Raw genomic sequence first — 25,264 nt, forward strand, 5'->3', positions numbered from 1 at the left:
CGCGCCCCTCAGCGGGTTTCGTTGAACAGTTCGCGGCCGATCAGCATGCGACGGATCTCGCTGGTGCCGGCGCCGATTTCATACAGCTTGGCGTCGCGCAGCAGGCGTCCTGCGGGGAATTCGTTGATATAGCCGTTGCCGCCGAGGATCTGGATCGCATCGAGGGCCATCTGGGTCGCGCGCTCGGCGCTGTAGAGGATCACCCCGGCGGCGTCCTTGCGGGTGGTCTCGCCGCGTTCGCAGGCCTGGGCCACCGCATACAGGTAGGCGCGGCTGGCATTGAGCTGGGTGTACATGTCGGCGACCTTGCCCTGGATCAGCTGGAACTCGCCGATGCTCTGGCCGAACTGCTTGCGGTCGTGGATATAGGGCACCACCAGGTCCATACAGGCCTGCATGATCCCGGTCGGGCCGCCGGAGAGCACCACGCGCTCGTAGTCGAGGCCGCTCATCAGCACTTTCACGCCACCGTTGAGCACGCCGAGGATATTCTCTTCCGGCACTTCGACGTCATCGAAGAACAGCTCGCAGGTGTTGGAGCCACGCATGCCGAGCTTGTCGAACTTGTTGCTGCGGCTGAAGCCCTTCCAGTCACGCTCGACGATAAACGCGGTGATGCCGTGGGCGCCCTTTTCCGGCTCGGTCTTGGCATAGATCACGTAGGTGTTGGCGTCGGGGCCGTTGGTGATCCAGGTCTTGCTGCCGTTGAGCACGTAGCGGTCGCCACGCTTGTCGGCGCGCAGTTTCATCGAGACCACGTCGGAGCCGGCATTGGGTTCGCTCATGGCCAGGGCGCCGACATGCTCGCCGCTGATCAGCTTGGGCAGGTATTTGGTTTTCTGTTCGTGATTACCGTTGCGGTTGATCTGGTTGACGCAGAGGTTGGAGTGGGCGCCGTAGGAGAGGGCGACCGAGGCCGAGCCGCGACTGACTTCTTCCATCACCAGCACATGGGCCAGGTAACCCAGGCCGGCGCCGCCGTACTCTTCCGGGACTGTGATGCCGAGCAGGCCCATGTCGCCGAACTTGCGCCACATATCGGCGGGGAACAGGTTGTCCACGTCGATCTGCGCGGCCCGCGGCGCCAGCTCCCGGGCGACGAAGGTCCGCACCTGGTCGCGAAGCATGTCGAGGGTTTCACCGAGGGCGAAGTTCAGGGTCGGATAGCTCATGGGGCACCTGTTGTTATGGGTTGAGCAAGGCGTGGGTGTGAGTGATTGTTCACCTTTACGTTAACGTAAAGGCGATAGGGCTGACTGTCAATCGGACATTTTCGACGCAGCAGCCCGTTCGCCACCTGTTTCGGCCTGGCTCAAGCCCGGAGCCTCGTTGGGTTCAGCTCGCCAGTCCGTGCTCGCGCAACGCCTCCAGGGTCAGGCGCTCCATCTCGTCGCTGTGTTCACGTCCGATGGCTTCGTAGAGGGCCTGGTATTCGGCGTCGGTCATGGGCCGGGCAAACACTTCCTGCTCGGACTTGCCCAGGGTGCCGGCCGAGGCTTTTATAACCGCTTGCAGCCGGGTCTCTTCTTCCTCGGGCAGGTTTCCATTGTTGAACCAGCGTTCCTGTGCCGATTGCAGGTCCAGAAGGGCATCGCTCTTGGCCTCGCGCAGCGCCTCTTTCGCGCTGAGCTCCTGCAGATACTGGACCTCCATGTAGTCCTTCCAGAACTCCTGCCCGAGGATCTGCCTGACCCCATCCAGCGGCTGCTGCTCCTGCTCGAGGATGGCCAGGTAAGCGGCATCCACCTGGGCCGGGGTGACCCCGGAAATCTGGTTGTAATTCATCTTCGAGGCCTGCCAGGGCAGTTCCAGCCGATCCCCCAGGCCGATGCGAAAGGCCAGGTAGACTTCCGCTTCATCGGGACGTCGACCCTCGGCCCGGCGTTTGCCGATCAGGTCCCGGGCCTGGGCGTTGACGCGATCCAGGCGCGATTTTCCCTTGGCCAGTTGCAGCAGTTTCAACTCGATCTTGCGGGCGTCCGGTTCGGTGTAGGCTTCATGCAGCAACACGTCGAGGCCCATGTCGCTGAAGGCCACGGTGATGCCGTCGGCGCAGGCGTCCGATTGCGGTGCGTTGGCCTTGGCGAAGAGTTTCTCCCGTAGCGCGGTGTCATCGACCGCGGCGCTGACCATGCGCCGGACCTTGTCCATGAGTCCTGGGCGAGTGGCGCTGTCGGCATAGTCGGCTGATTCACGCAGATCGCCGATCACCCGGAAAAACGCTTCGGACTCATCGACCGGTTCCTCGCCGGCCAGGCGCAGCCAGGTGTCGCGAAAGGCCTCCTGCGCCTGGCTGTCGAGCCCTTGCAACCAGGCACTCTCATCCCGTGAGACGGGCCCTCGCGGGCCATACGGACTATGGGCCGGCGAGTTGTTGCCGCTCACGCTGGCTTCCGAATCCGAATCGACCGGCATATCCAGCCCCAGGTCGATCCCGGTTTCCGTGTGGTAGTCCACGGCGTCATCGAGAAAGTCCCTTGCGATGGGGTTGTGGTAGAGGTTGATGGCCCTGGCGATGCGTTGCCCTTCTTCGCTGGTGTCCAGGACGGCGCTGGGGATCGTGGTCAGGTGATTTGAACTCAGGTCCAGATGGGTCAATGCCGGCAGTTCCTGGTAGCCGGTCGGCCATTGGGTGAGTCCGGTGTTGCGCAGGTCGATACGCTCCAGTTCGAGCATCGCTCTGAAATCCGGCGAACGGCCAAGGGTCGGGTTGCTGGAAAGGTTCAGTTCCCTCAGGTGGGTCAGCCCTTCGAGGAGGTTGGCCGTTTCCTCGGTCAGGACGATACGGTTGCCACTCAGGTTGAGGTGGACCAGTCCGCTCATCGAACCCAACGCGGGGGGAATCTCGGTCAGGACGCCGCCGCCGATATACAGGCGCTTCAACTGGGGGAAACCCTCGAGGAAACGGTTCAGTCCCCGGGTGATGTCCGGGTGGGTCCCGCTCATGAACAGTTCGGTGACATGGCTGAAGTTGGCCGACAGCGTCGGCAGCCGGGCTGTCGAGTCGTAAAGTGAGAAGTTGATCTGATAGCCTTCCGGGGCGCTGCCCAGGAAGGGTTCCCGGCGCCAGCATTGCCTGATCGCCCGGGCAATATAGTGCCTGACCGTCACGCCTATCTGGGGGGCCGGCGGTGTACTGACCCAGGTTTCGAGCTCCGTGGACAAGGTGTTGTATTCGCTTTCCAGTGCCTCGAGGCGTTGCACCGCCGCGCCTTCGTTCAGGCCGCGCAGGTCGAGAAAGGCCTCCACATTGCGCCAGTCATGGGTGGGGTAAAGACGTTGCGCAAGCTCGGTGAAGGCCGAGGTGCGGGTGCCCGGGATTCTTTCCGCCGCCTCTGCTCCGGCCGCCGACGTGCCGGGACGGCGGGCGGCCAGGCGCATCGGCGGCGTGTCGTTGGGCTTGGTGGGGGGCAGGCCGAGGAGTTTTTCCATCTCCTTGCGCGGCGGCAATGGCTGATCGAGCACGGTCTGCTTCAGGCCGGCGGCCTCATGGGGGCCGGGAAAGCCCAGGGCCTTGCGCTCGGTGTCGGGCAGGGCGTGCAGGACACTGCTGTACAGATTGTCCGGGCCGTGGAGTTCCTGGCCCAGGGCGTCATGGGCTTCGTACTGGTCGCCATTTTTAACCAGTACCTTGCGAATCGGTGCCTGCTCCGCGCCAAGGCTGTCGAGCAAGGGCCCGCTGAAGTAGGGCTGGCGGATTTCGAGACGCACCTGATCCGACCAGCCCGGCAGCTTGCCGATCTGGCTGAGGATCAGCTTGTCGGTATCGGGGTTGCTCGTCGCGTCGAGATAGAGGCCTTCCCGGGCGCGCGCCAGGCGCAGATTGCGGCTGTAATAGCGGGCCTCTTCGGCCAGTCGCAACGGTACACGCCTGGCGTTGAGCAGAACCCGCTGTTCGGCCGGACTGGCGTTTCTGGACAATTCCTCCGCGACCGGCGTCGACAGGCCTGGAAACTCTTGTTGGATCACCGCAACGGCGGGGTCGTTGCTCTGGGTGCGATAGCGATAGTGTGAATCGAACAGCGCCGCCCGGCGGTTGCCGGCCTGGGTCGCGAGCTTGCGCCGGAGGGCCACGGCACGGGCATCCAGGCTGATGGGACCGGTGCCGAAATCTTCGCCCAGCAAACTGCGGATCTCGGCCTCGTCGAGGTTTTCCAGGACCTTGCGCAGCAGTTGGTTGGCGTCGAGCCCGGGCCAGCGCAGGTCGATACGTTGCAAGGCTTGCGCCTGGCCGGCGGGGTACTCCTTCAGCGGGGCGCCGTGACGGTCCAGCAAGCGCAACACTTTCGAGGGCGGCCAGACCGGTTCGCTGGTGAGCAATTGCAGTTCCATGTGCAGTTCGTCGATTGAACTGTTGGCCGCGCCACCGCTTTGCAGGCGTTGCACCAGGCGCTTGAGGTCGCGGTCGAGTTTGAAACGGGTCACGCTGTCTTCGAGCAACGCTGGGGGTGGTTCCTGATCCAGGTGCAGCAGGCGCAGGACATCGTCGTCGACTCCGCTCAGTTGCATGATTTTTTCCGCCGATGCCGGGTCCAGGCTGGCCGCATCCGGTCCCAGTCGGGAAAACAGCTGCGGTTGCCGCCACTGCAAGGGTTGCTCGAATTCATGGCGCCAGGCGCCCTTGCCGTTGTGATGGATCAGCGGGGCGTAGGCGTCGGGGTTGTTCGGGTGTTGCAGGCGGAAGCGGTTGGGGCTTGTGCCGGGCTTGATCCGGTAATGGCGGCCGTCAAGACCCAGGAAGGTCTTGTCCTGATGGTGATAGAGCCCCGCGCCATCGGGCTGCAGCTCCGGCGTGTCGGGCAGTGGGTGTTCATAAGGGGTCAGGTCGGGTTTCCAGAGTGCCTGTTCGCCTTGGGCGGTGTTGATCGGCTTGAGCCCTTCGATAAACGTCGAACCTTCGAAATCCAGGGTCATCACGGCCCCCAGCCCGAGCAGCTCGACGTTCAGCAGCACGCCCATAAAGCCGAGCACTGCCTGCATTTTCTCTTCATGGCTCCATTCCTCGATGCCGTTGTAGAGCTGCACGATCAGTTGCGCGGCGGCGACCGCGAGCATCGCCTCACCGAGCCCGGGCACCAGGAACAACAGATTGACCCCCCAGTTCAGCAACGAGCGCAGGCGCGCGGTGCGGGTCTTCTTGTCCTCGTCGTCCGTGGGCACCGCGTTGATCCGGGCGTCGTCGAGCTTCTTGACCGTTTGCAGAACGCAGAACTCGCTGAAAGGATTGTCGCCCAGCGAGCCTTTCTCCAGGCGCAAGTTGGCTTGCGGGGCCGGTTTGCGCTGTTCGCTGACGGGGTCGAGGGGGCTCAGGCAATCCTCGAGGGCACGCAAGAGTGCCGGTTGGGTGCGCAGGTGAACATAACGCTTGAAGAACGCCTGATAGGTTTTATCCCGCAGCCGTTCCCTGAGTTCATTGTGGAAGGCGTTGAAGGACGGATAGCGCTTGACGGCCTGGAGCGGATCACCCGACAGGTAGACCACGCAGGGGCGCTCGCCGGTGCTTGAGAGAGCGTCGTGCTCGATCAGCAGCACGCCCTTGAGCAACGCGCCCCAGGCGCCGCTGTCGACGTTCGGAAAGTCGAGCAGGGTCAGGGAGTAGCAGTGCACGGGCCGGTTGTCCCAACGGGTTGTCTGCGTCGGGTCGAGCAGGCTGTGCAGCATCTGGTAGGCCGATTGATCCAGGTTGCCCTTGATCAGTGCGATTTCCGCCTGCACCGCCAGTTCGTCGCGCTCCTGGTGCTCGAAGAGGGTCTTGTAGAGTGGGCTTGGGTGGTTGCGCGCGGTACGCAGGAGAAAATGTTCGATGTACCTCTTGTACTGGCCGCCCAGATCCAGCCGGCGACAGACGGCGGCGAAGTCCGGGGGCGTGATGGGCTTTTTCAGGACCGCGGTACTTCTACGCTGGATGGCCGAGCCGTGGTCGAAACCGAAAGGGCCGGTTTCGCTGCTTTCAAAGTTCTGCAGGGCGGCTTGCAGCAGGCTCTGCACGACAATGTTCTCCCGACGCGGTTCGCCGAGGGTGGCGGCGGCGAGGATATGGACGTGCCGGAGTTGGTCGTGGTGAATGTCCAGGCCCGGGCCATAGTGCTCGTCCAGGGCCCGGGAGAGCAGCGGCGCGGCAAAGTCCTTGGCGCTTTTGAAGCCGTGTAGATGGCGTGCCAGTGCGGTTTTGGATATCTGGCTCTGCCTGAGGCGCGTGGCGAATGCCTGGCGTCGTTCGAGGGAAGCCTGGGTCAGCCAGGAGGGCAGCCGCTTGAGGATCAGGCGATGGTTCCTGGTCGATCGCGCCTGGCTGGCGGAGGCGGCAAGTGGGCGTTGCTCGGTACTCATGAAGATCAACTTTTTCCGTGAATGAGGCTTTCAGCTTATGCCGAACGCCTGTACTTAAAAGTTGAAAAAGTTGAGTTAAATCAGTTGGTTAATATCAATAATTCGTACCTGTAAAATAGTCGGTTATCGCCTTTTGGCTAGCGTCTCGTGCTGACGTCGAGAGCGATGTTCAGCGGCCTTGCAGGCGCAGAACTGGGGCCGGGCGGCGTTCCGAGGAGGCCTTTGGCCTCTTCGCGAGCAAGCTCTGCTCCTGCGGGGCACGGGTGTTTTTAATATCCTGTTTCCTGCCTGCTCCTGACAGGCAGGGTTATCCGCCCGGCAGGGGAAATCAGCTGCTTGAGACGGGCCAGGTCACGTCATCGGCAAAGATCTTTCCGTCGGCGGGCCAATTCAGCACAGTCCCGCCGGCCTCGGCCACCTGGTCGATCAACTGATCGTAGACCGCGCTGTTGTCGACCCCGCTCCAGGTTGCACTCTCGATGTCGGCGGCGGTGTGTCCCGCGGCCTGATGGATTGCGCGGACACTGGCGGCACGGGTCAGGCTGGAGTTGACCAGCCAGATCCGTTCGGCACTGACGCCTCGGTCGGAGACTGAAATATGCCCCTCGATATCGTCATAAGGAAAGAAGTTGCTTCTCTGCGGATCATGGTTGAAAAAGCGATTTTCCTGCCCCGGCACGACCTCGACGTTGCGGGTATCGATCATGTAGATGAAGCTGGTGATCTGCCGGTGCCTGTAGGTGGTATAGCCGCGTTCGCTGTCGAGGGAAATCGGCGCGCCCGAGCCCGAGCCGTTCGATGCCGCTTCACTCGGTTGGCGGGTGCTGCCCGAGGCTGACGACGAAGCGGCCTGGCTGGCATTCGACGAGCTCTCATCGGCGCTGCCCTCGCTGTCGGCGTCGCTGCCGCTCTCCGACTCGGGGCGTCTGCCGGGATATTTGTTGGTTTGCCTGTTGTAACGCAGTTGGCCGATACCCGGCCCGCCACCGACGCTGTAGTTTTTCGCGTCGCTCAGGCTGAAGGTGGCGCTCAGGGCTTTTTTCGTGGTCGAGCCCGGTGGGTGGTTTTCACGGGCGAGCATGCAGCCATCCCTGGCCAGCTCGAACGGCGTGCGATCTTCCGTCCTGAACATGGCGGGGATATCCGTGCGGTACAGGCAGCCATGGATGTTTTTCCGGTAGCCGATCTTGAGCAGGAATGCCTCGAGGAATGGCCGGGTGTAGTAGGCGTCGAAATCCGGGTCGAGCGAGTGCGCTTCAAAGTTGCGGATATTGCGGATGTGCGGCAGCACTTCCTGTTCCAGCAAGTCAAAGCGCCGTGGATCGGTTTCGCTCTGCGACTGAAGTTTGTGCGTCTGTGCCCAGTCAGGGACTCTGGCGTGTTCCTGGAGTGCCTGCTGCAGGCGAGGCAGCATGCTGGGAAGCAGGTTGTATCCTTGCAGGATCTGCCCGCGTTCTTCCGCGCTCTTGTCGGGATGGGCCCATTTCAGCGCCCGGATCAATTGCTCCCTGGTCTTGCCTGCCTGGCTGGCATTGGCCCATTGCGGCTGTTTGCCGGAGGTTTCGACCTCGGAGCGGAAGCGCGTTATGTCGTTGCCGTGAAGCCCGTAGTGTTCCCAGATCTCGTGGTCGGTCCAGGCGGGCAGTCGTTCGGCGGCAAGCGACTGACCGTTTGCGTCCATTCGCCCCTCTGGCGGGTCAACCAGCACCCAGTTGTCGTCGTCCTTGCTGAATGCGTACACGCTGTCTTCGGTGTTATCGGCATCAAACTTTTTCAGACGGTAGTAACCCTGGCTGTCAGGGCCCGCGAGACGGGTGTAGGGGGGCTGGCCGGAATAGCTGAATTTGGCCACGACGACAGCGGACGCCCGCGGTGTGTCGGCCGCACGGCTCTCTCCAGTCGCCGGATCGTCAACCAGGCGTGGCCGTTTGCGCGGTGGTGGGCTGTCCGTGGTCTGATCGACGGACGCTGCCATGGGCTCCGTTCCCCAGGTGCTGCCGTTACCTATCCGATAAAGCGCGGGGCCGGACGGCAGCAGTTCATTGGAACGTTTTGCCCGGTAGGTCTCGAGTTGCGTGTCGTACGCGACCATGACCGTGCCACCGCTATCGAGATCGACATAGTGACGGTTCTTGATGATCCGCAGGCCCTGCGGGTCGGGCGGCGGCAATGCCCCGCTCGTGCTGACCCGGTAGCTCTCCAGTGAGGCGAGGGGGGCGGTCCTGGCCTGACCCGGAAGATCCGTCAGTTGCAGGTTCTGCTCCGCTGGCGTGTTGGCTGCCGGTCGAAGATGGGCGGGCGCCTGACCGCCGGAAACCGCCGGGTTGTCCAGGTGGTGTGGGCGCAGGCCGCTGGCATGTGGCCCCGTGGGAAGTGATGGGCGCAAGGATTCGGGAAGGTCCGGCGTCTTGGGCACAGGTACCTTGATGGCGGACGACGTGGGTTTGACCGGGGTTCTTGGAGACATGGTGATACCTGCCAATTAAAGAAATAAGCATCCTGTTCAGGATCTGTCATCAGTCGGGTATTGATACGGGGCGATCGCACAGGCGGATGGCCGCGTAGGCAGGTTCAGTATCCGCTCCATGAATTCGGCGGATGCGGTACATAGATAGGCACAAGGAGGATTTGTCAGCGAATGACAGGAAGGCAGAAACACGAAGGGGAGCCGAAGCTCCCCTTGAATGTGTTGTTGTATGCTCTTTTCTTATTATTGAGGGGCGGTCTGTTGTTGTTTTTGTCGACCGTGACCCTTTCTCGCCGTTTAGGTGACCCCCATCCGGGGTCAAAGAGCAAACGTATTTTTTTGAGCGCTGATCTGCTTTATCAGGTGATCCAACCAGTTCGGGAGCTACCTTGAGGTAGTTTTATTGTTCTCTGTCCGGTTGCGGGTGACCCGAGGGTTCCCTGAAAGCACACCTTCTCCAAAAAAATCTGTTAGCTGCGTCTCTGCCGTGTTGTTTTTGTTATGTCAGAGTCGGTACGTCTTATTTTTATGGGTTTGCTGCTTTTTATTCTTGTTATGCAAGAGATATAGCAGGTGGCGTGCCAACTTTTTAAAACCCTTTAAAATCAAGGCCTTGATATTTTTCGTGAACCTTCGGCCAAGGGCAATGTCGTGAATCTGTTTCCGTGTTACTCGTTTGTGTTTCCAGACGGTAACACCCGGACACATTCACACCGCCTGCCGTGCCTTGGCGACCCTTGAGCCAGTAACACGTCCCAGCACGGCACAGATTTCCTGGCCCGCGAGGAGCAACTGGTCGAGGTCGACACCGGTGTGGATGCCCAGGCCGTTGAGCATATAGAGCACGTCTTCGGTGGCGACGTTACCGCTGGCGCCCTTGGCGTAGGGGCAGCCGCCCAGGCCTGCGATGGAGCTGTCGAAGACCGCGATGCCTTCCAGCAGGCTGGCGTAGACATTGGCCATGGCCTGGCCGTAGGTGTCGTGGAAATGCCCGGCAAGTTTTTCCCGCGGCACGCTGGCCGAGACCACCTCGAACATCCGCCGGGTGGCGCCCGGGGTGCCGGTGCCGATGGTGTCGCCCAGGGACACTTCGTAGCAGCCCATGGCATACAGCTCGCGGGCCACGACGGCGACCTGTTCGGCGGCGACCGGGCCTTCATAGGGGCAGCCGAGCACGCAGGACACGTAGCCGCGCACCGTCACGCCATGCTGGCGGGCGGCATCCATGATCGGTATGAAACGTTCGAGGCTTTCGCTGATGGAACAGTTGATATTGCGCTGGGAGAAGGCTTCGGAGGCGGCGGCGAACACCGCCACCTCCTTGACCCCGGCGGCCACGGCATCTTCGAAACCGCGCAGGTTGGGGGCCAGCGCGCCATAGGTGACCCCGGGCTTGCGCTGGATCTGCGCGAAGACTTCGGCGGAACCGGCCATCTGCGGCACCCATTTGGGCGAGACGAAGCTGCCGACTTCTATATAGCCCAGGCCAGCGTCGCTGAGACGGTCCACCAGGCGGACCTTGTCGGCCACGCTGATGGGTTGGGCTTCGTTCTGCAGGCCGTCGCGGGGGCCGACTTCGATCAGGCGTACGTGGGTGGGCAATGACATGGGGGGTACCTTGCGCAAAGAGATGGTCGGTTCTGATGCGGTCCCCTGTAGGAGCCGGCTTGCTGGCGATGGCGTCCGGACAGGCGCTGCAAGGCTCAAGGGCCTCATCGCCAGCAAGCCGGCTCCTACAGGGGGCGGTTGTGTCTAGATGACTGGGTTGGTCTGGGTTTCCAGGGTCTGCAGCGCCTGATGGCAGCGCTCCTCGGCAGTGTCGAGTTCCAGTTGCATCTGTTCGATATCCAGCAGTTGCTGCTCCAGCTGCGCCCGGCGCTCGGTGATCTTCGCCAGCATGCTGTTGAGCTGCTTGTGGTTGCCGCTGGTGGGGTCGTAGAGTTCGATCAGTTCGCGGCACTCGGCCAGGGAAAAACCGATGCGCTTACCCCGCAGGATCAGTTTCAGGGTCACCTTGTCCCGGGCCGAGTAGATGCGTTCCAGGCCCTTGCGCTCAGGGCTGAGCAGGCCTTGCTCTTCATAGAAGCGAATGGCCCGGGTGGTGATGTCGAGCTCGCGGGCGAGGTCGGAGATGCTGTAGGTCTGGCTGCTCATGAAAGCGCTCGAGAAAGGTCATGGCGCTAAGCTAAGGGCTGCTTGACGTATACGTCAAGCATGCGTGAGGCATGCGATGACCTTTGTGGGAGCGGAGCTTGCCCGCGAAGGGGGCTTCAAGATCGCCAAAAGCTTCGCGGGCAAGCTCCGCTCCCACGGGGTATGCGTTCAGATTCAAGTGAGCAGTGTTTTCCCCTGGCTCAGGCCTTGTCGAGCTTCTTCTCATGGGCCGTGACCTGTTGGCACAGCTCGATCATCTGCTCGCGCATCCAGCGGTTGGCCGGGTCCTGGTCGGTGCTTTCGTGCCAGTAGAGGTGGGTTTCCACCGGTGGCACGTCATTGACCGGCAACGGGAAGTAATGCAAGTCATGGCGGCGGGCGAAGCGTTCCGGCACGGTCATGACCATATCGGTCTGCTGCAACACCTGTGATGCCATCAGGTAATGCTGCGAACGCAAGGCGATCTTGCGCTGGATGCCCATCTTGCCCAGGGCCAGGTCGACATAACCCAGGCCATTGCGTCGGCTGGAAATATGGATGTGGGTGAATCCCATGTAGTCATCCAGGGTCAGCTTGTCCTTGCCCGCCATTGCATGGCCCTTGCGCATGGCACAGACATAGCGGTCTTCCATCAGCTTGACATGACGCACCTGGGGGTCGGTGTTGAGCGGCGCGTCGACGGCGAAGTCGATACGTCCGGCGGCCAATTCCTTGGTGGTCTCGCGGCGCTTGGAGAGGAAACTCTCGATCGCCACCGTCGGCGCCAGGCGACGCAGGCGCTGGAACAGTGGTGGCAGGATCACCGCCTCGGTGAGGTCGGTCATGCTGATGCGGTAGGTCTTGTTCGCCTGCAACGGGTTGAAGATCCGGCTTTCCTGGACCGAGATGCGCAGCAGCGACAGGGCATTGCGCACCGGGCCGATGATGTTCTGCGCCATCGGTGTGGGCACCATGCCCTGGGCGGTGCGCACGAACAGCGGGTCGTTGAAGGTTTCGCGCAAGCGTGCCAGGGCGTTGGACACCGCCGGCTGGGTGATGCCGACAATCTGCCCGGCGCGGGTCAGGTTGGCCTCGGTATAGATGGCGTCGAAGACGATGAAAAGATTGAGGTCTACCTTGCTCAGATTCATTTCGCGGCGCTCTTATTGTTAGGGTTCGATCAGCCGATCATATATCGGTGATGAATGTTAATACACGGCGAGAATAGCTTTGGTAAATTTTCGTAGCTGATCTAGCATCGATTCCATGACTCCGACCACCTGCTCAAGAAGGTAGCTGCCCATGGATTTCGCCTATTCGCCCAAGGTTCAGGAACTGCGTGAACGCGTGACCGCGTTCATGGACACTTATGTGTATCCGGCCGAACCGGTGTTCGAGCGCCAGGTCGCCGAAGGCGATCGCTGGCAGCCCACCGCGATCATGGAAGAACTCAAGGCCCGCGCCAAGGCCGAGGGGTTGTGGAACCTGTTTCTGCCGGAATCCGAACTGGGTGCCGGCCTGACCAACCTGGAATACGCCCCCCTGGCGGAAATCATGGGCCGCTCCTTGCTTGGGCCGGAGCCGTTCAACTGCTCGGCACCGGACACCGGCAATATGGAAGTGCTGGTGCGTTACGCCAATGAAGAACAGAAACAACGCTGGCTGGAACCGCTGCTGCGCGGCGAGATCCGTTCCGCCTTCGCCATGACCGAGCCGGATGTGGCTTCGTCTGATGCCACCAATATGGCCGCCCGCGCCGAGCGCCAGGGTGACGAGTGGGTGATCAACGGCAAGAAGTGGTGGACTTCCGGCGCTTGTGATCCGCGCTGCAAGATCCTGGTGTTCATGGGCCTGAGCAATCCGGACGCACCGCGTCACCAGCAACATTCGATGATCCTGGTGCCGGTGGATACCCCCGGAGTGAAGATCGTCCGTCCATTGCCGGTATTCGGTTACGACGATGCGCCCCATGGTCACGCCGAAGTGCTGTTCGAGAACGTGCGGGTGCCTTACGAGAACGTGCTGCTGGGTGAGGGCCGTGGTTTCGAGATCGCCCAGGGTCGCCTTGGCCCGGGCCGGATTCACCACTGCATGCGTTCCATCGGCATGGCCGAGCGCGCGCTGGAGCTGATGTGCAAACGGGCGGTCAACCGTACCGCGTTCGGCCGGCCATTGGCTCGCCTGGGCGGCAATATCGACAAGATCGCCGACTCGCGGATGGAGATCGACATGGCGCGCCTGTTGACCCTGAAGGCGGCCTTCATGATGGACACCGCCGGTAACAAGGTGGCGAAAAGCGAGATCGCGCAGATCAAGGTGGTGGCGCCGAACGTGGCCTTGAAGGTGATCGACCGGGCGATCCAGATCCACGGTGGGGCCGGGGTCTCCAACGATTTCCCGCTGGCCTACATGTACGCCATGCAACGCACCCTGCGTCTGGCCGACGGCCCGGATGAAGTGCACCGGGCGGCGATCGGCAAGTACGAGATCGGCAAATATGTACCGCGCGAGATGATGCGTTCGGAGCGCTGAGAACCGCGCTCTTAATACACCCAGACCTCGACCCGCCGGTTCTTGATGCGGCCTTCATCCAGGGTGTTGGCCGCCACCGGCATCTGCGCGCCGAAGCCCTGGATATCGCGAAACACCACGCCGCCTTTCACCAGTTCGCGACGCACCGCCATCGCCCGCAGCTTGGACAGCAGGGCGGCGCGGGCCGGGTCGTTCTTGGCGTCGCCAAAACCCACCAGGGTCACCTGTTTGTTCAGCTTGCCCTGGGCATGCAGGTAATCCAGGACCCGCAGCACATCCTGGCGGGCCTTGTTGTCCAGGCTGGCGCTACCTTCCTCGAAACGAAAATTCACTGACAGGCGCTGCGCTTCTTTCGCCAGGGCCAGGTATTCCGGCGACATGGCCGGGCCGGGCGTGACCGGGATGGCTTGCACCGTCTGCGCGACAAACCCGTTGCCGGCGACAATCGCCTGGCCCGCCGGGCTTTGCGCGAAGCGCACCAGGGACGCGGCCCAGGGGTTCTGGCGGTTGGGCGGCAGGTAGAAGAACAGTCGTCGGGACAGCGGATAATCCTCGGTGGCGATCAGGCTGGCCAGCGGCAGCATCGCTTGCGAATCGCCGTCGACAATGGCCACGGCCTTGGCCTGGCGAACGTAGGGCAGGCCGATAAAGCCGATCCCCTGGTGATCCTGGCTGACCGCATCGGATAACTGTTCGCTGGATTCGAAACGCTGGGCGCCGACGGCCAGGGACTTGCCGCGACGGGCCAGTACCAGTTCCTTGAAGGTGTCCCAGGTCCCGGACTTTTCATCCCGGGCGTAGAGGTGAATGGCGCCGCCGATCCCGCCCAGTTCTTCCCAGGTTTTCACTTCGCCGGAAAAGATTTTCGCCAGCTCTTCGGTGTTCAGTCGGGTCAGCGGGTTTTGCGGATGAAGGATAATCGCCACGCCGTCGATGGCGATCACTTGCTCGGCGTCGGGGCTTTTCAGATCGCCGAGGCTGGCGAGGTCCGCCAGTTCGGCGTCCTTGATCGGACGGGAAGAAGCGGCGAGGTCGGCGGTACCGGCTTTCAGGGCGCTGAAGCCGGTGCTGGAACCATGGGCGGCGACTTCGATCCGGACCCGGCGGCCTTGCTCGGTGGTGGCGAGCACGCGCTGCTCGTTGTCCTTGCCGGTGTTGGCCAGGTGCACGCCGTGCAGGCCCTGTTCCTCGAGCCAGCCCTTGACCAGCGCCGGTCCGAGGTCGGCACCGATGGTGTTGGAACCCTGGATGCGCAGCGCCGGGCCGTCATCGGGCGGCGCGGGCAGGGCCGCCAGGGTCAGGGCGGGGAGGCCGCAGAGGATCAACAGTGAGAGTGCGCGCAGCATGGGGCCTGCACCTTTTGTGGGCCGGAGTGCTGCAAGAATAAGTCAGTCAGGTTTCAGTTAAATGACGGCGCGTGATCAGCCCAGCTCCAGCCAGATCGGTGCATGGTCGGAAGGCTTTTCCATGCCGCGCAATTCATAGTCGACCCCACCGGCCTTGACCCGTGGCAGCAAGCCATTCGAGGCCATGATCACATCGATCCGCAGGCCACGCTTGGGCTCGTCTTCAAAGCCACGGCTGCGGTAATCGAACCAGCTGAAACGGTCATTCACCTCAGGGTGCAGATGCCGGAAGCTGTCCACCAGCCCCCAGTTCTTCAGGCGTGCCAGCCATTCGCGCTCTTCCGGCAGAAAGCTGCACTTGCCGGTTTTCAGCCAGCGCTTGGCATTGTCGGCGCCGATACCGATATCGCAGTCCTCCGGGGAAATATTGATATCGCCCATCACCACCAGCGGCTGGTCGTGCTGGAACCGGCTTTCCAGCAACTGCTGCAGGTCCTGGTAGAAGCGTTCCTTGGCCGGAAACTTGGTCGGATGGTCGCGGCTTTCGCCCTGGGGGAAATAGCCGTTCATGATGGTTACCGGCGTGCCGTTTTCATCGGCGAAGGTGCCCCAGATAAAGCGCTTCTGGGCTTCCTCATCGTCGCCCTCGAACCCCTTGTGCAGGCTCAGTGGTGCCTGGCGCGACAGCAGCGCCACGCCGTAATGGCCTTTCTGACCGTGGAAATGCACGTGGTAACCCAGGGCTTCGACTTCAGCCTGTGGAAACTGGTCGTCGGAGACCTTGGTTTCCTGCAGGCCGATCACATCCGGCTGGTGCTTCTCGATCAGCGCCGCCAACTGATGGGGCCGGGCGCGCAGGCCGTTGATGTTGAACGAGACGATTTTCATGGGCGGCAATCCTGGCAAAACAGCGATGCTAGCCGACAAGTCCGGCGACGGCCAGCGTGGCGGGAGTGTCGATGCACTGCTAACGTTCTCTCAGATCGTTGCGGCAACGCGCCGCGGCCAGGGAGGTTGACCCCCATGCCGGAAATGCCAGAGATCACGGCCCAGATCCATCTGCTCGACGGTGGTTATTCTCGCGAAGCACGCTCGCTGTTGTACCAGGCCTATCGGCATGAACCGACGTTCGCCTATCTGTTCGAGGCTGAACGCCCGGGCTACGAACAGCGGGTCCGGGCCACGGTACGCGAGCGGGTCAAGCAACACTTTCTCGAGGATCTGCCGGCCATCGGGCTGCTGGTCAACGACCGCCTGATCGGCATTGCGCTGATCGCTCCGCCCCAACGTCGACTGGACATTACCGAGAGCTGGGTCTGGCGCATGCGCATGGTGCTGAGCACCGGCTTTCGCTGTACCCGCCGTTACCTGGAGTACCAGCAGGCGGTGCTCGCCTGTCTGCCGTCGAATTCGGTGCACGTGCTGCCGTTGCTGGGCATCCACCCGCAGTTCCAGGGCCAGCACTATGGCGAGCAGTTGCTGATGGCGGTGCACAACTGGTGTGCCGAAGACCCGCATTCCCAAGGCGTGGTGCTCGATACCGGTAACTCGCGTTACGTTGAGTTCTACAAGCGCCAGGGTTATGAGGACATCGGTGAGGTAGCGGTGGGACCGATCCGCGAGCACGTGTTTTATCACGCCAACCCCCTGATGTTACAAACAGCAATGGCTTGACTGTCGAACTTTCCGGTCGGTTTCGCGTTCTATGACGGCCTTAACCCAGCCCGTGATAGCATCCGCGCCTATGATGTTTTCTATAAGATTGACCAGCGGTTTGCTCCTGCTCTGTTGCAGCATGGCGGCCCTGGCGCAAAGCGAACTCGATGTACGGGTCAAGCCGGCGAACGACGAGTTGAAGGCCAATGTGGAAGGCTACATTGGCAGTCTCGGCAATCGTGGTGAAAATGCCCTGCGGCGTTTCAGCCGCGGCGCGCAGGAGCAGGCACGCAAGGCCGCCCAGGCGCTCGGCTATTATCAGCCGCAGATCGAGACCGAAGTCGAAGCCGGCAAGACCCCCAAGCTGATCCTGACCATCGATCCCGGCGAACCGGTGCATCTGCGCAATGTCACCGTGCGCATCGAAGGCCCTGCCGCCAGCCTCAAGGCTTTCCAGATCCCCAGGAGTGATGCCCTCAAGCCTGGTGCCGTGCTCAACCATGGGCACTACGAGGATACCAAGCGCCTGATTCTCAACCGGGCCTCGCGCTACGGATTTTTCAGCGGCCACTTTATCAGCCAGAAGTTGATCGTCGACCCCAAGGCGGGCATCGCCGATATCGAGCTGATCTATGACAGCGGTCCGCGCTATTCCCTGGGACCGGTGCATTTCGCCGGCGACACGCCCTTCGACGAAGACCTGCTGCACCGCATGGTGCCATTCAAGGCCGGTACCCCTTACGATTCCGAACTGATCGCCGAGCTCAACCAGGCCCTGCAATCGAGCGGCTACTTCGAAGGCGTGCGGGTGGATGCGGCACCGCTGGCGGCCAAGGACCGGGTGATCCCGGTCGAGGTCCAGCTCGATACCCGCAAGCCGCGCACCATGGGCCTGGGCTTGGGTTATTCGACCGACGTCGGGCCCCGGGTCAAGGCCAATTGGACCCGCCACTGGGTCAATGCCCAGGGCGATAGCTACGGTATCGAAAGCGAGGTGTCCGCGCCCCGGCAGAATATCGGCCTGTGGTACGACCATCCGCTGGACCCGCCGCTCACCGACAAGCTGCGCTGGGCCGCCGGCTACCAGTACGAGGAAATCGCCAACACCGACAGCCTGAGCAAGCTGTTCACCATCGGCCCGGAATGGCACAGCAAGCTGCCCAGCGGCTGGCAGCGGGTGATCTCGCTCAAGTGGCAGCGCGAGGAATATCGCCTCGGCGACGACTCGGGCCTGAGTACCTTGCTGATGCCGGGCATCAATTACTCCTATCTGCGCAGCGACAACCGCATCGATCCGCACAACGGCTATCGCCTGGAGTTCGACAGCAAGGTCGCCAAGGAAGGCCTGGCCTCGGACAATAACCTGCTGTACGGCACGGCGACGCTCAAGGGCCTGACCACGGTCTGGGATAATCACCGTTTCCTCGGCCGGATCCAGTTCGGCGGCAGTGCCACCAATGGCTACCGGAACGTGCCGCCGTCCCTGCGCTTCTTCGCCGGCGGCGACCAGAGCGTGCGCGGCTACGACTACCAGAGCCTGTCCCCGGAAAACTCCGAAGGGGATCGGGTCGGTGGGCGCTACATGGTCGCCGGCAGCCTTGAGTACCAATATTCCATCGCCGAGAAATGGCGGGTCGCGACCTTCGTCGACCAGGGCAACTCGTTCAATACCCTGGAGTTGCCGAGCCTCAAGACCGGCGTCGGCATCGGCGTGCGCTGGATCTCGCCGGTGGGGCCGATCCGTCTCGACCTGGCCCATGCGCTGGACGATCCCGGGGGTATCCGTTTGCACTTTTCCATGGGGCCTGAGTTGTGAAGCGTGGTTTGAAAATACTCGGCCTGGCGCTTGTCGCGCTGATGCTGTTGTTGCTGGTGTCGTTGGGTCTGCTGCTGGGCACCCAGGCCGGCAGTCGCTGGGCGTTGGCACAGGTGCCGGGCTTGAGCGTGGAAAATTTCCAGGGTCATCTGGGCGGGCAGTGGAGCGCCGATCATCTGCTCTGGCAGCAGGGCGGCAATCGGGTTGAATTGCAGCAGCCGCGCTTCAATTGGTCGCCGCTGTGCCTGACGCACTTTGTGCTCTGTGTCGATCAGTTGGAAGTCGAGCGGGTCGACCTGCGCTTTGAACCGAGCGCGCCGGCCGAGAGCGGGCCGCTGAGCTTGCCGACGCTGAAACTGCCGGTGGCGATCGAGTTGCGCCAGGTGCGTATCGGCAGCCTGTGGCTCGATGGCAGCGAGCAGCTCAAGGAATTGCAACTGGCCGCGCACTGGACGGCGCAGGGTTTGCAGATCGATACTGTGCATCTGCAGCACGACGACCTCAGCCTGGACCTCTCCGGGCTGCTGCAACCGAGCGGCGACTGGCCGCTGGCGGCCGAGGGCAAGCTGCTGTTGCCGGCCCCGGGCGGCGAGCCCTGGGCCCTGGCGCTGGAGGTGCAGGGCGATCTGCTCAAGACCCTCAAGCTCAAGGCCAACAGCAGCGGTTATCTGCAGGGCCAACTGACGGGCGAACTGGAGGCCCTGGCCGAGCACCTGCCGGCCCGGGTGCGGATCACTGCCGATGGCTTCAAGGCCAGCGCCGAACTGCCGGATACCCTGCAACTCAATCAGCTTGAACTCACCGGCAGCGGCAACCTGAAAGACGGTTACCAGCTCCAGGGCAAGGCCGTGCTGCCGGCCGAGCAAGGTCCCGTCGACCTCAACCTGCAAGGCCGGGTCGATGCGCGGGGCGCGCAGATCGCCGCGCTGGACCTGACGGCCGATGCCAAACAGCGGCTGAAACTCAGCGCCGAACTGGACTGGCAGAAGGGCTTCGCTGTCGACGCCAAGGTCGACTGGCTGGACTTTCCCTGGCATCGCCTGTACCCGTTGATCGAGGAACCGGCGGTCAAGGCGCGGACCCTGGTCGGTGAGGTGCATTACCGTGACGGCAACTACCTGGGTTTCGTCCAGGCCGATCTCGACGGCCCGGCGGGCAAGTTCAGGCTGCTGACGCCGTTCAGTGGCGACCTGAAACAGATCGCCCTGCCGCAGCTCGAACTGAGGGCGGGGCAGGGCAAGGCCAGCGGTTACCTGAAGTTGCAATTCGCCGATGGCATCGCCTGGGACACCGCACTGGACCTGAGCGCGCTCAATCCGGCTTACTGGCTGGCGGAGTTGCCCGGGACCCTGGCCGGGCCGCTGCGCAGCAAAGGCGAGTTGAAGAACCAGCAGTTGAACCTGGAGGCGAATATCGACCTCAAGGGCAAACTGCGCGGGCAACCGGCAGTGTTACAAGCCAAGGCCAGCGGTAGAGGCGAGCAATGGACCCTGGGTGCCCTGGACATTCGTTTGGGCGATAACCGTATCCAGGGCAGCGGCAGCCTGCAACAACGCCTGGCCGGGCAGCTCGACCTCAACCTGCCGCGCCTGGGCCAGCTCTGGCCGCAGTTGCGCGGACAAGTCAAAGGCCGGGTCGATCTCGCCGGCACGCTGAAGGCGCCGCAAGGCAAGGTCAGCCTGCACGGCCAGCAGTTGGTATTTGCCGATAACCGTCTGCAAAACCTCAGTCTCGAGGCCAACCTCGATAGCGCCCAACGTGGGCAACTGGATCTCGAGGGCGAAGGTATCCAGGCCGGCGAAACGGCCCTGGGTACCCTGACCTTGCACGGGCAGGGCGATCTCAAGCGCCAGCAAGCGCAGCTCGATCTGCAAGGCCCGCTGTTGAAACTGGCCCTGGGCCTGGACGGCGGACTCGACAAAGGCAACTGGCGCGGGCGCCTGGTTTCCGGCGATGTACAGACCGGCGGCCAGGACTGGAAACTGCAGAACCCGGCCAAACTCGAATACCTTGCCGATGGCCGATTGAATTTCGGCAGCCACTGCTGGCTGTCGGGAGAGGCCAGCCTGTGCGGCGAGGATCAGCGGTTGATGCCCGAACCGCGCTTGCGTTATCACCTCAAGCAATTCCCCCTGGAAAGCCTGGGGCAATGGTTGCCCCGCGACTTCGCCTGGCAGGGCCGGCTGAATGCCGACCTGCAAGTGGACCTGCCGGCCAGCGGCCCCAAGGGCCAGATCATAATCGATGCCAGTGGCGGCACCCTGCGTATTCGCGAACGACGCAGATGGCTGGACTTCCCCTACGAGACCCTCAAGCTGACCAGCAACCTGACCCCGCGGCGGGTCGACACGGTCCTGGATTTTCGCGGTGGCAAGCTTGGCGAACTGATGCTCCAGGCGCAGATCAATCCCCTGGCGAAGAACAAACCCCTGACCGGCGATTTCCGTCTCAGCGGCCTCGATCTCAGTGTGGCCCGGCCTTTCGTGAGAAAGGTCGAGACCCTGGCCGGTCGCCTGGATGGCAGCGGGCGTTTGTCCGGCGGCTTGCTGGCGCCCAAGGTCAACGGCAACCTGACCTTGAGCGGTGGCGAGGTCTCCGGCTCGGAAGTGCCGACCACGGTCAAGGACCTGCGGGTGCAGGCGCAGATTGCCGGGGAAAACGTCCAGCTCAACGGCACGTGGACCGGCGGTGATGCCGGACACGGCAGCCTGACCGGGCACATCGACTGGAGCGATGCGCTACAAGTGGAATTGGCGATCAAGGGCTCGCAGTTGCCGGTCAGCGTCGAGCCCTATGCGACCCTGGAGGTGGCGCCGGACCTGACGGTGTCGATGCACGGCGACAAACTGGCGATTGCCGGCAAGGTGCATGTGCCCAAGGGCGCGATCGTCGTGCGCGAGCTGCCGCCGTCGACGGTCAAGGTCTCGGACGACACGGTGATCGTCGGCCAGCAGACCGAGGAGGGCAAGGCGCCCCTGGCGATGTCCATGGATATCGAGGTACTGGTGGGGGAGGACAAGCTCAGTTTCAACGGTTTTGGCCTGACCGCCGACTTGCAGGGCCAGGTGCATATCGGTGACAACCTCGATACCCGGGGTGAGTTGCGCCTGAATGACGGGCGCTACAGCGCCTATGGCCAGCGCCTGACCATTCGCCGGGCGCGCTTGCTGTTCGCCGGGCCCATCGACCAGCCGTACCTGGATATCGAGGCGATTCGCCAGACCGATGATGTGATTGCCGGTATTCGCCTGAGCGGCAGTGCCGAGCAACCGACCACGCAGATCTTCTCGGAACCGGCCATGAGCCAGGAGCAGGCGTTGTCCTACCTGGTGTTGGGACGACCGTTGAGCACCACTGGCGAAGACAGCAATGTGCTGGCCCAGGCGGCGTTGGGCCTGGGTTTGATGGGCAGTGCCGGGTTGACCGGCGACCTGGCGAAGAACCTGGGCATCGAGGATTTTGCCCTCGATACCCAGGGCAGCGGCAGCACCACATCGGTGGTGGCCAGCGGCAAGATCACCGAGAAGCTGAGCTTGCGCTACGGGGTGGGGGTGTTCGAACCGGCCAATACCATCGCCTTGCGTTATATGTTGAGCAAGAAGGTTTACCTGGAGGCGGCGAGCGGCGTGGCCAGTTCCCTGGATATCTTCTACAAGCGCGATTTCTGAGGAATGACACTCCTCTGCGGTCACGCACGATCCTGTAGGAGCAGGGCTTGCCCGCGAAGGCGTCCTTGAGGGCGCCAAAAGCTTCGCGGGCAACCCCTGCTCCTACAAGGTTCCGTTGTGTGCCTGGGATCAGGGTTCGGCAGTCGAGTCTTTAGCGATTCAGGCCCTGCATCACCGCTTCCGGATAGCGCAGCCCGGCCGTGGCACCCGCCGGGAAAATCGCCTCCAGGGCCTGCAATTCGGCGGGGCTCAGCTTCACCTCCAGGGCCGCCACGTTCTCTTCCAGGTATTTGCGTTGTTTGGTCCCGGGAATCGGGATCAGGTAGTCGCCCTGGGCCAGGACCCAGGCCAATGCCAGTTGCCCGGCCGTCACGCCTTTTTCCGCGGCCAACCCTTGCACCTGCTCCACCAGCCGCAGGTTGCGGGCGAAGTTCTCGCCCTGGAAGCGTGGGCTGAAACGCCGATAGTCATCGGCGGCGAAATCGTCCGGGCTCTTCAAGGCGCCGGTCAGGAAACCACGGCCCAACGGGCTGTAGGGCACAAAGGCGATTCCCAGGCGTTGGCAGGCGGCCAGGCAGCCGTTGTCTTCCTGATCACGGCTCCACAGCGAGTACTCGCTTTGCAAGGCGCTGATCGGATGCACCCGATGGGCCCGCTCCAGGGTTTCGGCCGAGGCCTCGCTCAAACCCAGGTAACGAACCTTGCCGGCCTTGACCAGCTCGGCCATGGCGCCGACGGTTTCCTCGATGGCCACTTCCGGGTCGATACGGTGCTGGTAGTACAGGTCCAGGGTCTCCACGCCGAGGCGCTTGAGGGTGCCGTCGATGGCCGTGCGGATGTACTCCGGTTTCCCGCTGACCCCACGGTACGCCGGCCTGGCCGGGTCACGGAGGATGCCGAACTTGCTGGCCAGGAACACCTGGTCGCGTTTGCCGGCGATGGCCTGGCCGATCAGTTCTTCGTTGCTGTGGGGGCCGTACATATCGGCGGTGTCGAGCAGGGTTACGCCCAGTTCCAGGGCCCGATGCAAGGTCGCGGTGGCTTCGCGGGTGTCGCTGCCGGTGGTGTAGAAATCGGTCATGCCCATGCAGCCGAGGCCGATGGCGGAGACCTGTGGGCCGTTCTTGCCGAGTTGACGGGTGTGCATGGTGTGGCTCCTGTGGGATTTCATGCAGTGTGAACCTCGACAAAAGCGCGATAAACCGGCTAAAAGCACTATCACTATTCGTAAAATCCCAATAATGGAGGGCCGATGGATCGCTTCAATGCCATGCGGGTCTTTACCCGGATCGTCGAGCTGGGCGGTTTTGCCAAGGCCGCCGACAGCCTGCAAGTACCCCGGGCCTCGGTGACGGTGCTGGTCAAGCAACTGGAAGCGCACCTGGGGGTGCAACTGTTGCACCGCACCACCCGCCAGGTCAGCACCACCCTCGACGGCGCGGCCTATTACCAGCGCTGCGTGCAACTGCTGGCGGACCTGGAGGAGACCGAAGCGGTGTTTTCCTCTGCCCGGCGCAATCCACGGGGGACCCTGCGGGTCGATATGCCGGCGGGCATCGGGCGTTTGATCGTGATTCCGGTATTGCCCGAGTTCAGCGAGCGTTATCCGCTGATCGACCTGGAAATCGGCCTGAATGACCGGCCCGTGGACCTGATCCGCGACGGTATCGATTGTGTGTTGCGGGGTGGCGAGGCCCTGGACGAATCGCTGGTGGCCCGGCCGCTGGTGCTGGTCGAGCAAGTGACCTGTGCCAGTGCGGCCTATATCGAGCGCATGGGGTTGCCGACGTCACTGGCGGACTTGGCGGGGCATCGGATGGTCGAGTATTTTTCCAGTGTCAGCGGCAAGCGCTTCGGGCTTGAGTTCCAGCAGGGTGGCCAGTTGCAGGCGATCGACCTGCCCAAGCGTCTCTCGGTCAGCAGTGCCGACGGTTACCTGGCGGCGTGTGAAGCGGGTTATGGGTTGGTGCAGATTCCCTATTACCACGTGGTCGAACAACTGCGCAGCGGCCAATTGTGCGAAGTGCTGGGCGATTATCCACCCCCCGGATTACCGCTGAGCGCAATGTATCCGCCCCATCGACAGATGTCGGCGCGGGTGCGGGTGTTTGTCGATTGGCTGGTGGAAATCTGTGCCCGACCGGGTACCGGGTTTAGGCGATGAGGGGACGGTCGATCACCGTCCCCGACAAGAGCGATCAGCGACGGTAGTAGCCACCCCCATCATAGTAACGATGGTCATGATCGTGCCAGCCTCCGCCACGGGGAAAAATGAAGCAACCGCTCAGAGACAAGATGATCAGCAGGGGAATCAACATCGTGATTCGACGAAACATGGATAAATCCTCATGGGTGAAGCCGGGAAGATAAAACCTTTCCCCGGATATACTATGGGACCCCGTTTGCGTCGTTTCATTCATCGGCCTTTGTAGGGCTTTGGTATGGATTCAGATACAAGTCGGATACATTTGTCGTTTCAAGTTTTAACTATTCAGGAATAGGTAATGACTCAATCGCAGCGTCTGAAGTACTCGATTCTGATTTCCCTGGTGGTACTGGGGATCATGTTCGGCCTGTCCTATCTGCAAAACACCGGGGTCATCAGCGAGAAGCTGTTCCAGTACATCGCCATTGGCGTGGCGGTGCTCGTGGTGGTGATCAACGGTGTGATGCGGCGCAAGGTCAAGCCCTGAACTCAGTCGCCGATCTGCGCGCTCTGCGGCATGGAGTCCTGTAACTCCAGGGCCGCGGTCGCATCCGGGTGCAGGCTGTAGCTCTTGTCCGCGTTGAGCACCACGACGCCCTCGCTGCACAGGCGCTTGAGCACCTCGCGCACGCTGAGAAAGGACAGGGGAATGCCCAATTCCAGCAAATGACTGTGAACCCCGCGCACACCCAGCCGGCGCTGATCTTCGTCGGCGCTCAGCAGGGCGTCGATGACTTTGAGTCGGATCAGGCTGGTGCGCAAACCGAAGTGTTTGAGCAACTGACGGATGCGGTTATTACCGCTGCGTTCGGCAGGTTTGGCCAACATGGCGCCCGAGCTGTAGGAAGGATCGCGTTGCAAAGAATTACCGTCCGTTGACCTGTGCTGGTCGTACATGCAAAAACTCCTTTTCAGAGCCTGATCAGGAATGTGATGTCGGCTCTCCTTGATAAGGACGAGCGAGACGGATAAATCATGAAGCCTCGAATGTAGAAAATTTGTCGGTATCAAGTCGCAGACAGGTGATAGCACCTGGATATCCCTCAAGTTTCATGTTCAGACGCCTGTATATCCCTAAATTTTCATATTCAGACTCGTCTTTCATGGGCA

At 62.3% G+C, this 25,264-nt stretch carries 16 protein-coding genes; 6 read left to right on the plus strand and 10 right to left on the minus strand.

What is annotated here, in order from left to right; genetic code table 11:
- Nucleotides 1-8: 8 nt before the first annotated feature.
- The 6 genes from HX830_RS23295 to HX830_RS23320 all read right to left on the minus strand — a co-directional run bounded on the left by HX830_RS23295 (nucleotide 9) and on the right by HX830_RS23320 (nucleotide 12,081).
- Complete coding sequence (locus tag HX830_RS23295) at nucleotides 9-1,172, minus strand: isovaleryl-CoA dehydrogenase (RefSeq protein ID WP_103497102.1); 1,164 nt, start codon at nucleotides 1,170-1,172, stop codon at nucleotides 9-11.
- 163 nt (nucleotides 1,173-1,335) lie between these two features.
- Nucleotides 1,336-6,330, minus strand: a complete 4,995-nt coding sequence (locus HX830_RS23300) for a dermonecrotic toxin domain-containing protein (RefSeq protein WP_177102883.1) — start codon at nucleotides 6,328-6,330, stop codon at nucleotides 1,336-1,338.
- A gap of 328 nt (nucleotides 6,331-6,658) precedes the next feature.
- Nucleotides 6,659-8,797 carry a hypothetical protein gene (locus HX830_RS23305; protein ID WP_177102885.1) on the minus strand — a complete coding sequence of 713 codons (2,139 nt, stop codon included), beginning with the start codon at nucleotides 8,795-8,797 and terminating at the stop codon, nucleotides 6,659-6,661.
- 708 nt (nucleotides 8,798-9,505) lie between these two features.
- Nucleotides 9,506-10,405 carry a hydroxymethylglutaryl-CoA lyase gene (locus HX830_RS23310; protein ID WP_177102887.1) on the minus strand — a complete coding sequence of 300 codons (900 nt, stop codon included), beginning with the start codon at nucleotides 10,403-10,405 and terminating at the stop codon, nucleotides 9,506-9,508.
- Nucleotides 10,406-10,549: 144 nt separating this feature from the next.
- Nucleotides 10,550-10,951, minus strand: coding sequence for a MerR family transcriptional regulator (locus HX830_RS23315; RefSeq protein ID WP_177102889.1), 402 nt, complete (start codon nucleotides 10,949-10,951; stop codon nucleotides 10,550-10,552).
- Between the two features lie 200 nt (nucleotides 10,952-11,151).
- Nucleotides 11,152-12,081 (minus strand): LysR family transcriptional regulator, encoded by a 930-nt coding sequence (locus tag HX830_RS23320; RefSeq protein ID WP_100943899.1) that lies wholly within the window; start codon nucleotides 12,079-12,081, stop codon nucleotides 11,152-11,154.
- A 151-nt stretch (nucleotides 12,082-12,232) separates the two neighbouring features.
- Here HX830_RS23320 and HX830_RS23325 point away from each other — a divergent pair, with 151 nt between their 5' ends.
- Nucleotides 12,233-13,462, plus strand: a complete 1,230-nt coding sequence (locus HX830_RS23325) for an acyl-CoA dehydrogenase (protein ID WP_103497095.1) — start codon at nucleotides 12,233-12,235, stop codon at nucleotides 13,460-13,462.
- 11 nt (nucleotides 13,463-13,473) lie between these two features.
- Here HX830_RS23325 and HX830_RS23330 read toward each other — a convergent pair whose 3' ends face one another.
- Both HX830_RS23330 and xthA read right to left on the minus strand, forming a co-directional pair.
- Complete coding sequence (locus tag HX830_RS23330; RefSeq protein WP_177102891.1) at nucleotides 13,474-14,808, minus strand: substrate-binding domain-containing protein; 1,335 nt, start codon at nucleotides 14,806-14,808, stop codon at nucleotides 13,474-13,476.
- Nucleotides 14,809-14,883: 75 nt separating this feature from the next.
- Complete coding sequence (gene xthA, locus HX830_RS23335) at nucleotides 14,884-15,696, minus strand: exodeoxyribonuclease III (protein WP_103497093.1); 813 nt, start codon at nucleotides 15,694-15,696, stop codon at nucleotides 14,884-14,886.
- 135 nt (nucleotides 15,697-15,831) lie between these two features.
- On the opposite strand from xthA, the gene HX830_RS23340 reads away from it, so the two are divergent.
- The 3 genes from HX830_RS23340 (at nucleotide 15,832) to HX830_RS23350 (ending at nucleotide 21,948) form a co-directional block, all read left to right on the plus strand.
- A complete protein-coding gene (locus HX830_RS23340; protein ID WP_103497092.1) occupies nucleotides 15,832-16,482 on the plus strand; it encodes a GNAT family N-acetyltransferase in 651 nt (216 codons plus the stop codon).
- Nucleotides 16,483-16,552: 70 nt separating this feature from the next.
- Nucleotides 16,553-18,280 (plus strand): autotransporter assembly complex protein TamA, encoded by a 1,728-nt coding sequence (locus HX830_RS23345; RefSeq protein ID WP_177102893.1) that lies wholly within the window; start codon nucleotides 16,553-16,555, stop codon nucleotides 18,278-18,280.
- Entirely contained in the window at nucleotides 18,277-21,948 is a 3,672-nt protein-coding gene (locus tag HX830_RS23350; RefSeq protein WP_177102894.1) for a translocation/assembly module TamB domain-containing protein, read from the plus strand. Before HX830_RS23345 ends, HX830_RS23350 begins: the two co-directional genes overlap by 4 nt.
- A gap of 151 nt (nucleotides 21,949-22,099) precedes the next feature.
- Here the strand turns inward: HX830_RS23350 and HX830_RS23355 are convergent, their stop codons facing one another.
- Nucleotides 22,100-23,095 carry an aldo/keto reductase gene (locus HX830_RS23355; RefSeq protein WP_103494823.1) on the minus strand — a complete coding sequence of 332 codons (996 nt, stop codon included), beginning with the start codon at nucleotides 23,093-23,095 and terminating at the stop codon, nucleotides 22,100-22,102.
- A gap of 105 nt (nucleotides 23,096-23,200) precedes the next feature.
- On the opposite strand from HX830_RS23355, the gene HX830_RS23360 reads away from it, so the two are divergent.
- Complete coding sequence (locus HX830_RS23360) at nucleotides 23,201-24,112, plus strand: LysR family transcriptional regulator (RefSeq protein ID WP_103494822.1); 912 nt, start codon at nucleotides 23,201-23,203, stop codon at nucleotides 24,110-24,112.
- A gap of 340 nt (nucleotides 24,113-24,452) precedes the next feature.
- Nucleotides 24,453-24,641 (plus strand): hypothetical protein, encoded by a 189-nt coding sequence (locus HX830_RS23365; RefSeq protein WP_100943910.1) that lies wholly within the window; start codon nucleotides 24,453-24,455, stop codon nucleotides 24,639-24,641.
- A gap of 2 nt (nucleotides 24,642-24,643) precedes the next feature.
- Here HX830_RS23365 and HX830_RS23370 read toward each other — a convergent pair whose 3' ends face one another.
- Nucleotides 24,644-25,051, minus strand: coding sequence for a fe2+ zn2+ uptake regulation protein (locus HX830_RS23370; protein ID WP_103494821.1), 408 nt, complete (start codon nucleotides 25,049-25,051; stop codon nucleotides 24,644-24,646).
- Between the last annotated feature and the right edge of the window lie 213 nt (nucleotides 25,052-25,264).

The sequence above is a fragment of the Pseudomonas gingeri genome, assembly GCF_013385425.1.
GTDB lineage: Bacteria > Pseudomonadota > Gammaproteobacteria > Pseudomonadales > Pseudomonadaceae > Aquipseudomonas > Aquipseudomonas gingeri_D.

Coding starts and splice junctions, on each gene's coding strand:
- HX830_RS23295 (WP_103497102.1), bottom strand. CDS start 1,172: ATGAGCTATCCGACCCTGAACTTCGCCCTCGGTGAAACCCTCGACATG.
- HX830_RS23300 (WP_177102883.1), bottom strand. CDS start 6,330: ATGAGTACCGAGCAACGCCCACTTGCCGCCTCCGCCAGCCAGGCGCGA.
- HX830_RS23305 (WP_177102885.1), bottom strand. CDS start 8,797: ATGTCTCCAAGAACCCCGGTCAAACCCACGTCGTCCGCCATCAAGGTA.
- HX830_RS23310 (WP_177102887.1), bottom strand. CDS start 10,405: ATGTCATTGCCCACCCACGTACGCCTGATCGAAGTCGGCCCCCGCGAC.
- HX830_RS23315 (WP_177102889.1), bottom strand. CDS start 10,951: ATGAGCAGCCAGACCTACAGCATCTCCGACCTCGCCCGCGAGCTCGAC.
- HX830_RS23320 (WP_100943899.1), bottom strand. CDS start 12,081: ATGAATCTGAGCAAGGTAGACCTCAATCTTTTCATCGTCTTCGACGCC.
- HX830_RS23325 (WP_103497095.1), top strand. CDS start 12,233: ATGGATTTCGCCTATTCGCCCAAGGTTCAGGAACTGCGTGAACGCGTG.
- HX830_RS23330 (WP_177102891.1), bottom strand. CDS start 14,808: ATGCTGCGCGCACTCTCACTGTTGATCCTCTGCGGCCTCCCCGCCCTG.
- xthA (WP_103497093.1), bottom strand. CDS start 15,696: ATGAAAATCGTCTCGTTCAACATCAACGGCCTGCGCGCCCGGCCCCAT.
- HX830_RS23340 (WP_103497092.1), top strand. CDS start 15,832: ATGCCGGAAATGCCAGAGATCACGGCCCAGATCCATCTGCTCGACGGT.
- HX830_RS23345 (WP_177102893.1), top strand. CDS start 16,553: ATGATGTTTTCTATAAGATTGACCAGCGGTTTGCTCCTGCTCTGTTGC.
- HX830_RS23355 (WP_103494823.1), bottom strand. CDS start 23,095: ATGCACACCCGTCAACTCGGCAAGAACGGCCCACAGGTCTCCGCCATC.
- HX830_RS23360 (WP_103494822.1), top strand. CDS start 23,201: ATGGATCGCTTCAATGCCATGCGGGTCTTTACCCGGATCGTCGAGCTG.
- HX830_RS23365 (WP_100943910.1), top strand. CDS start 24,453: ATGACTCAATCGCAGCGTCTGAAGTACTCGATTCTGATTTCCCTGGTG.
- HX830_RS23370 (WP_103494821.1), bottom strand. CDS start 25,051: ATGTACGACCAGCACAGGTCAACGGACGGTAATTCTTTGCAACGCGAT.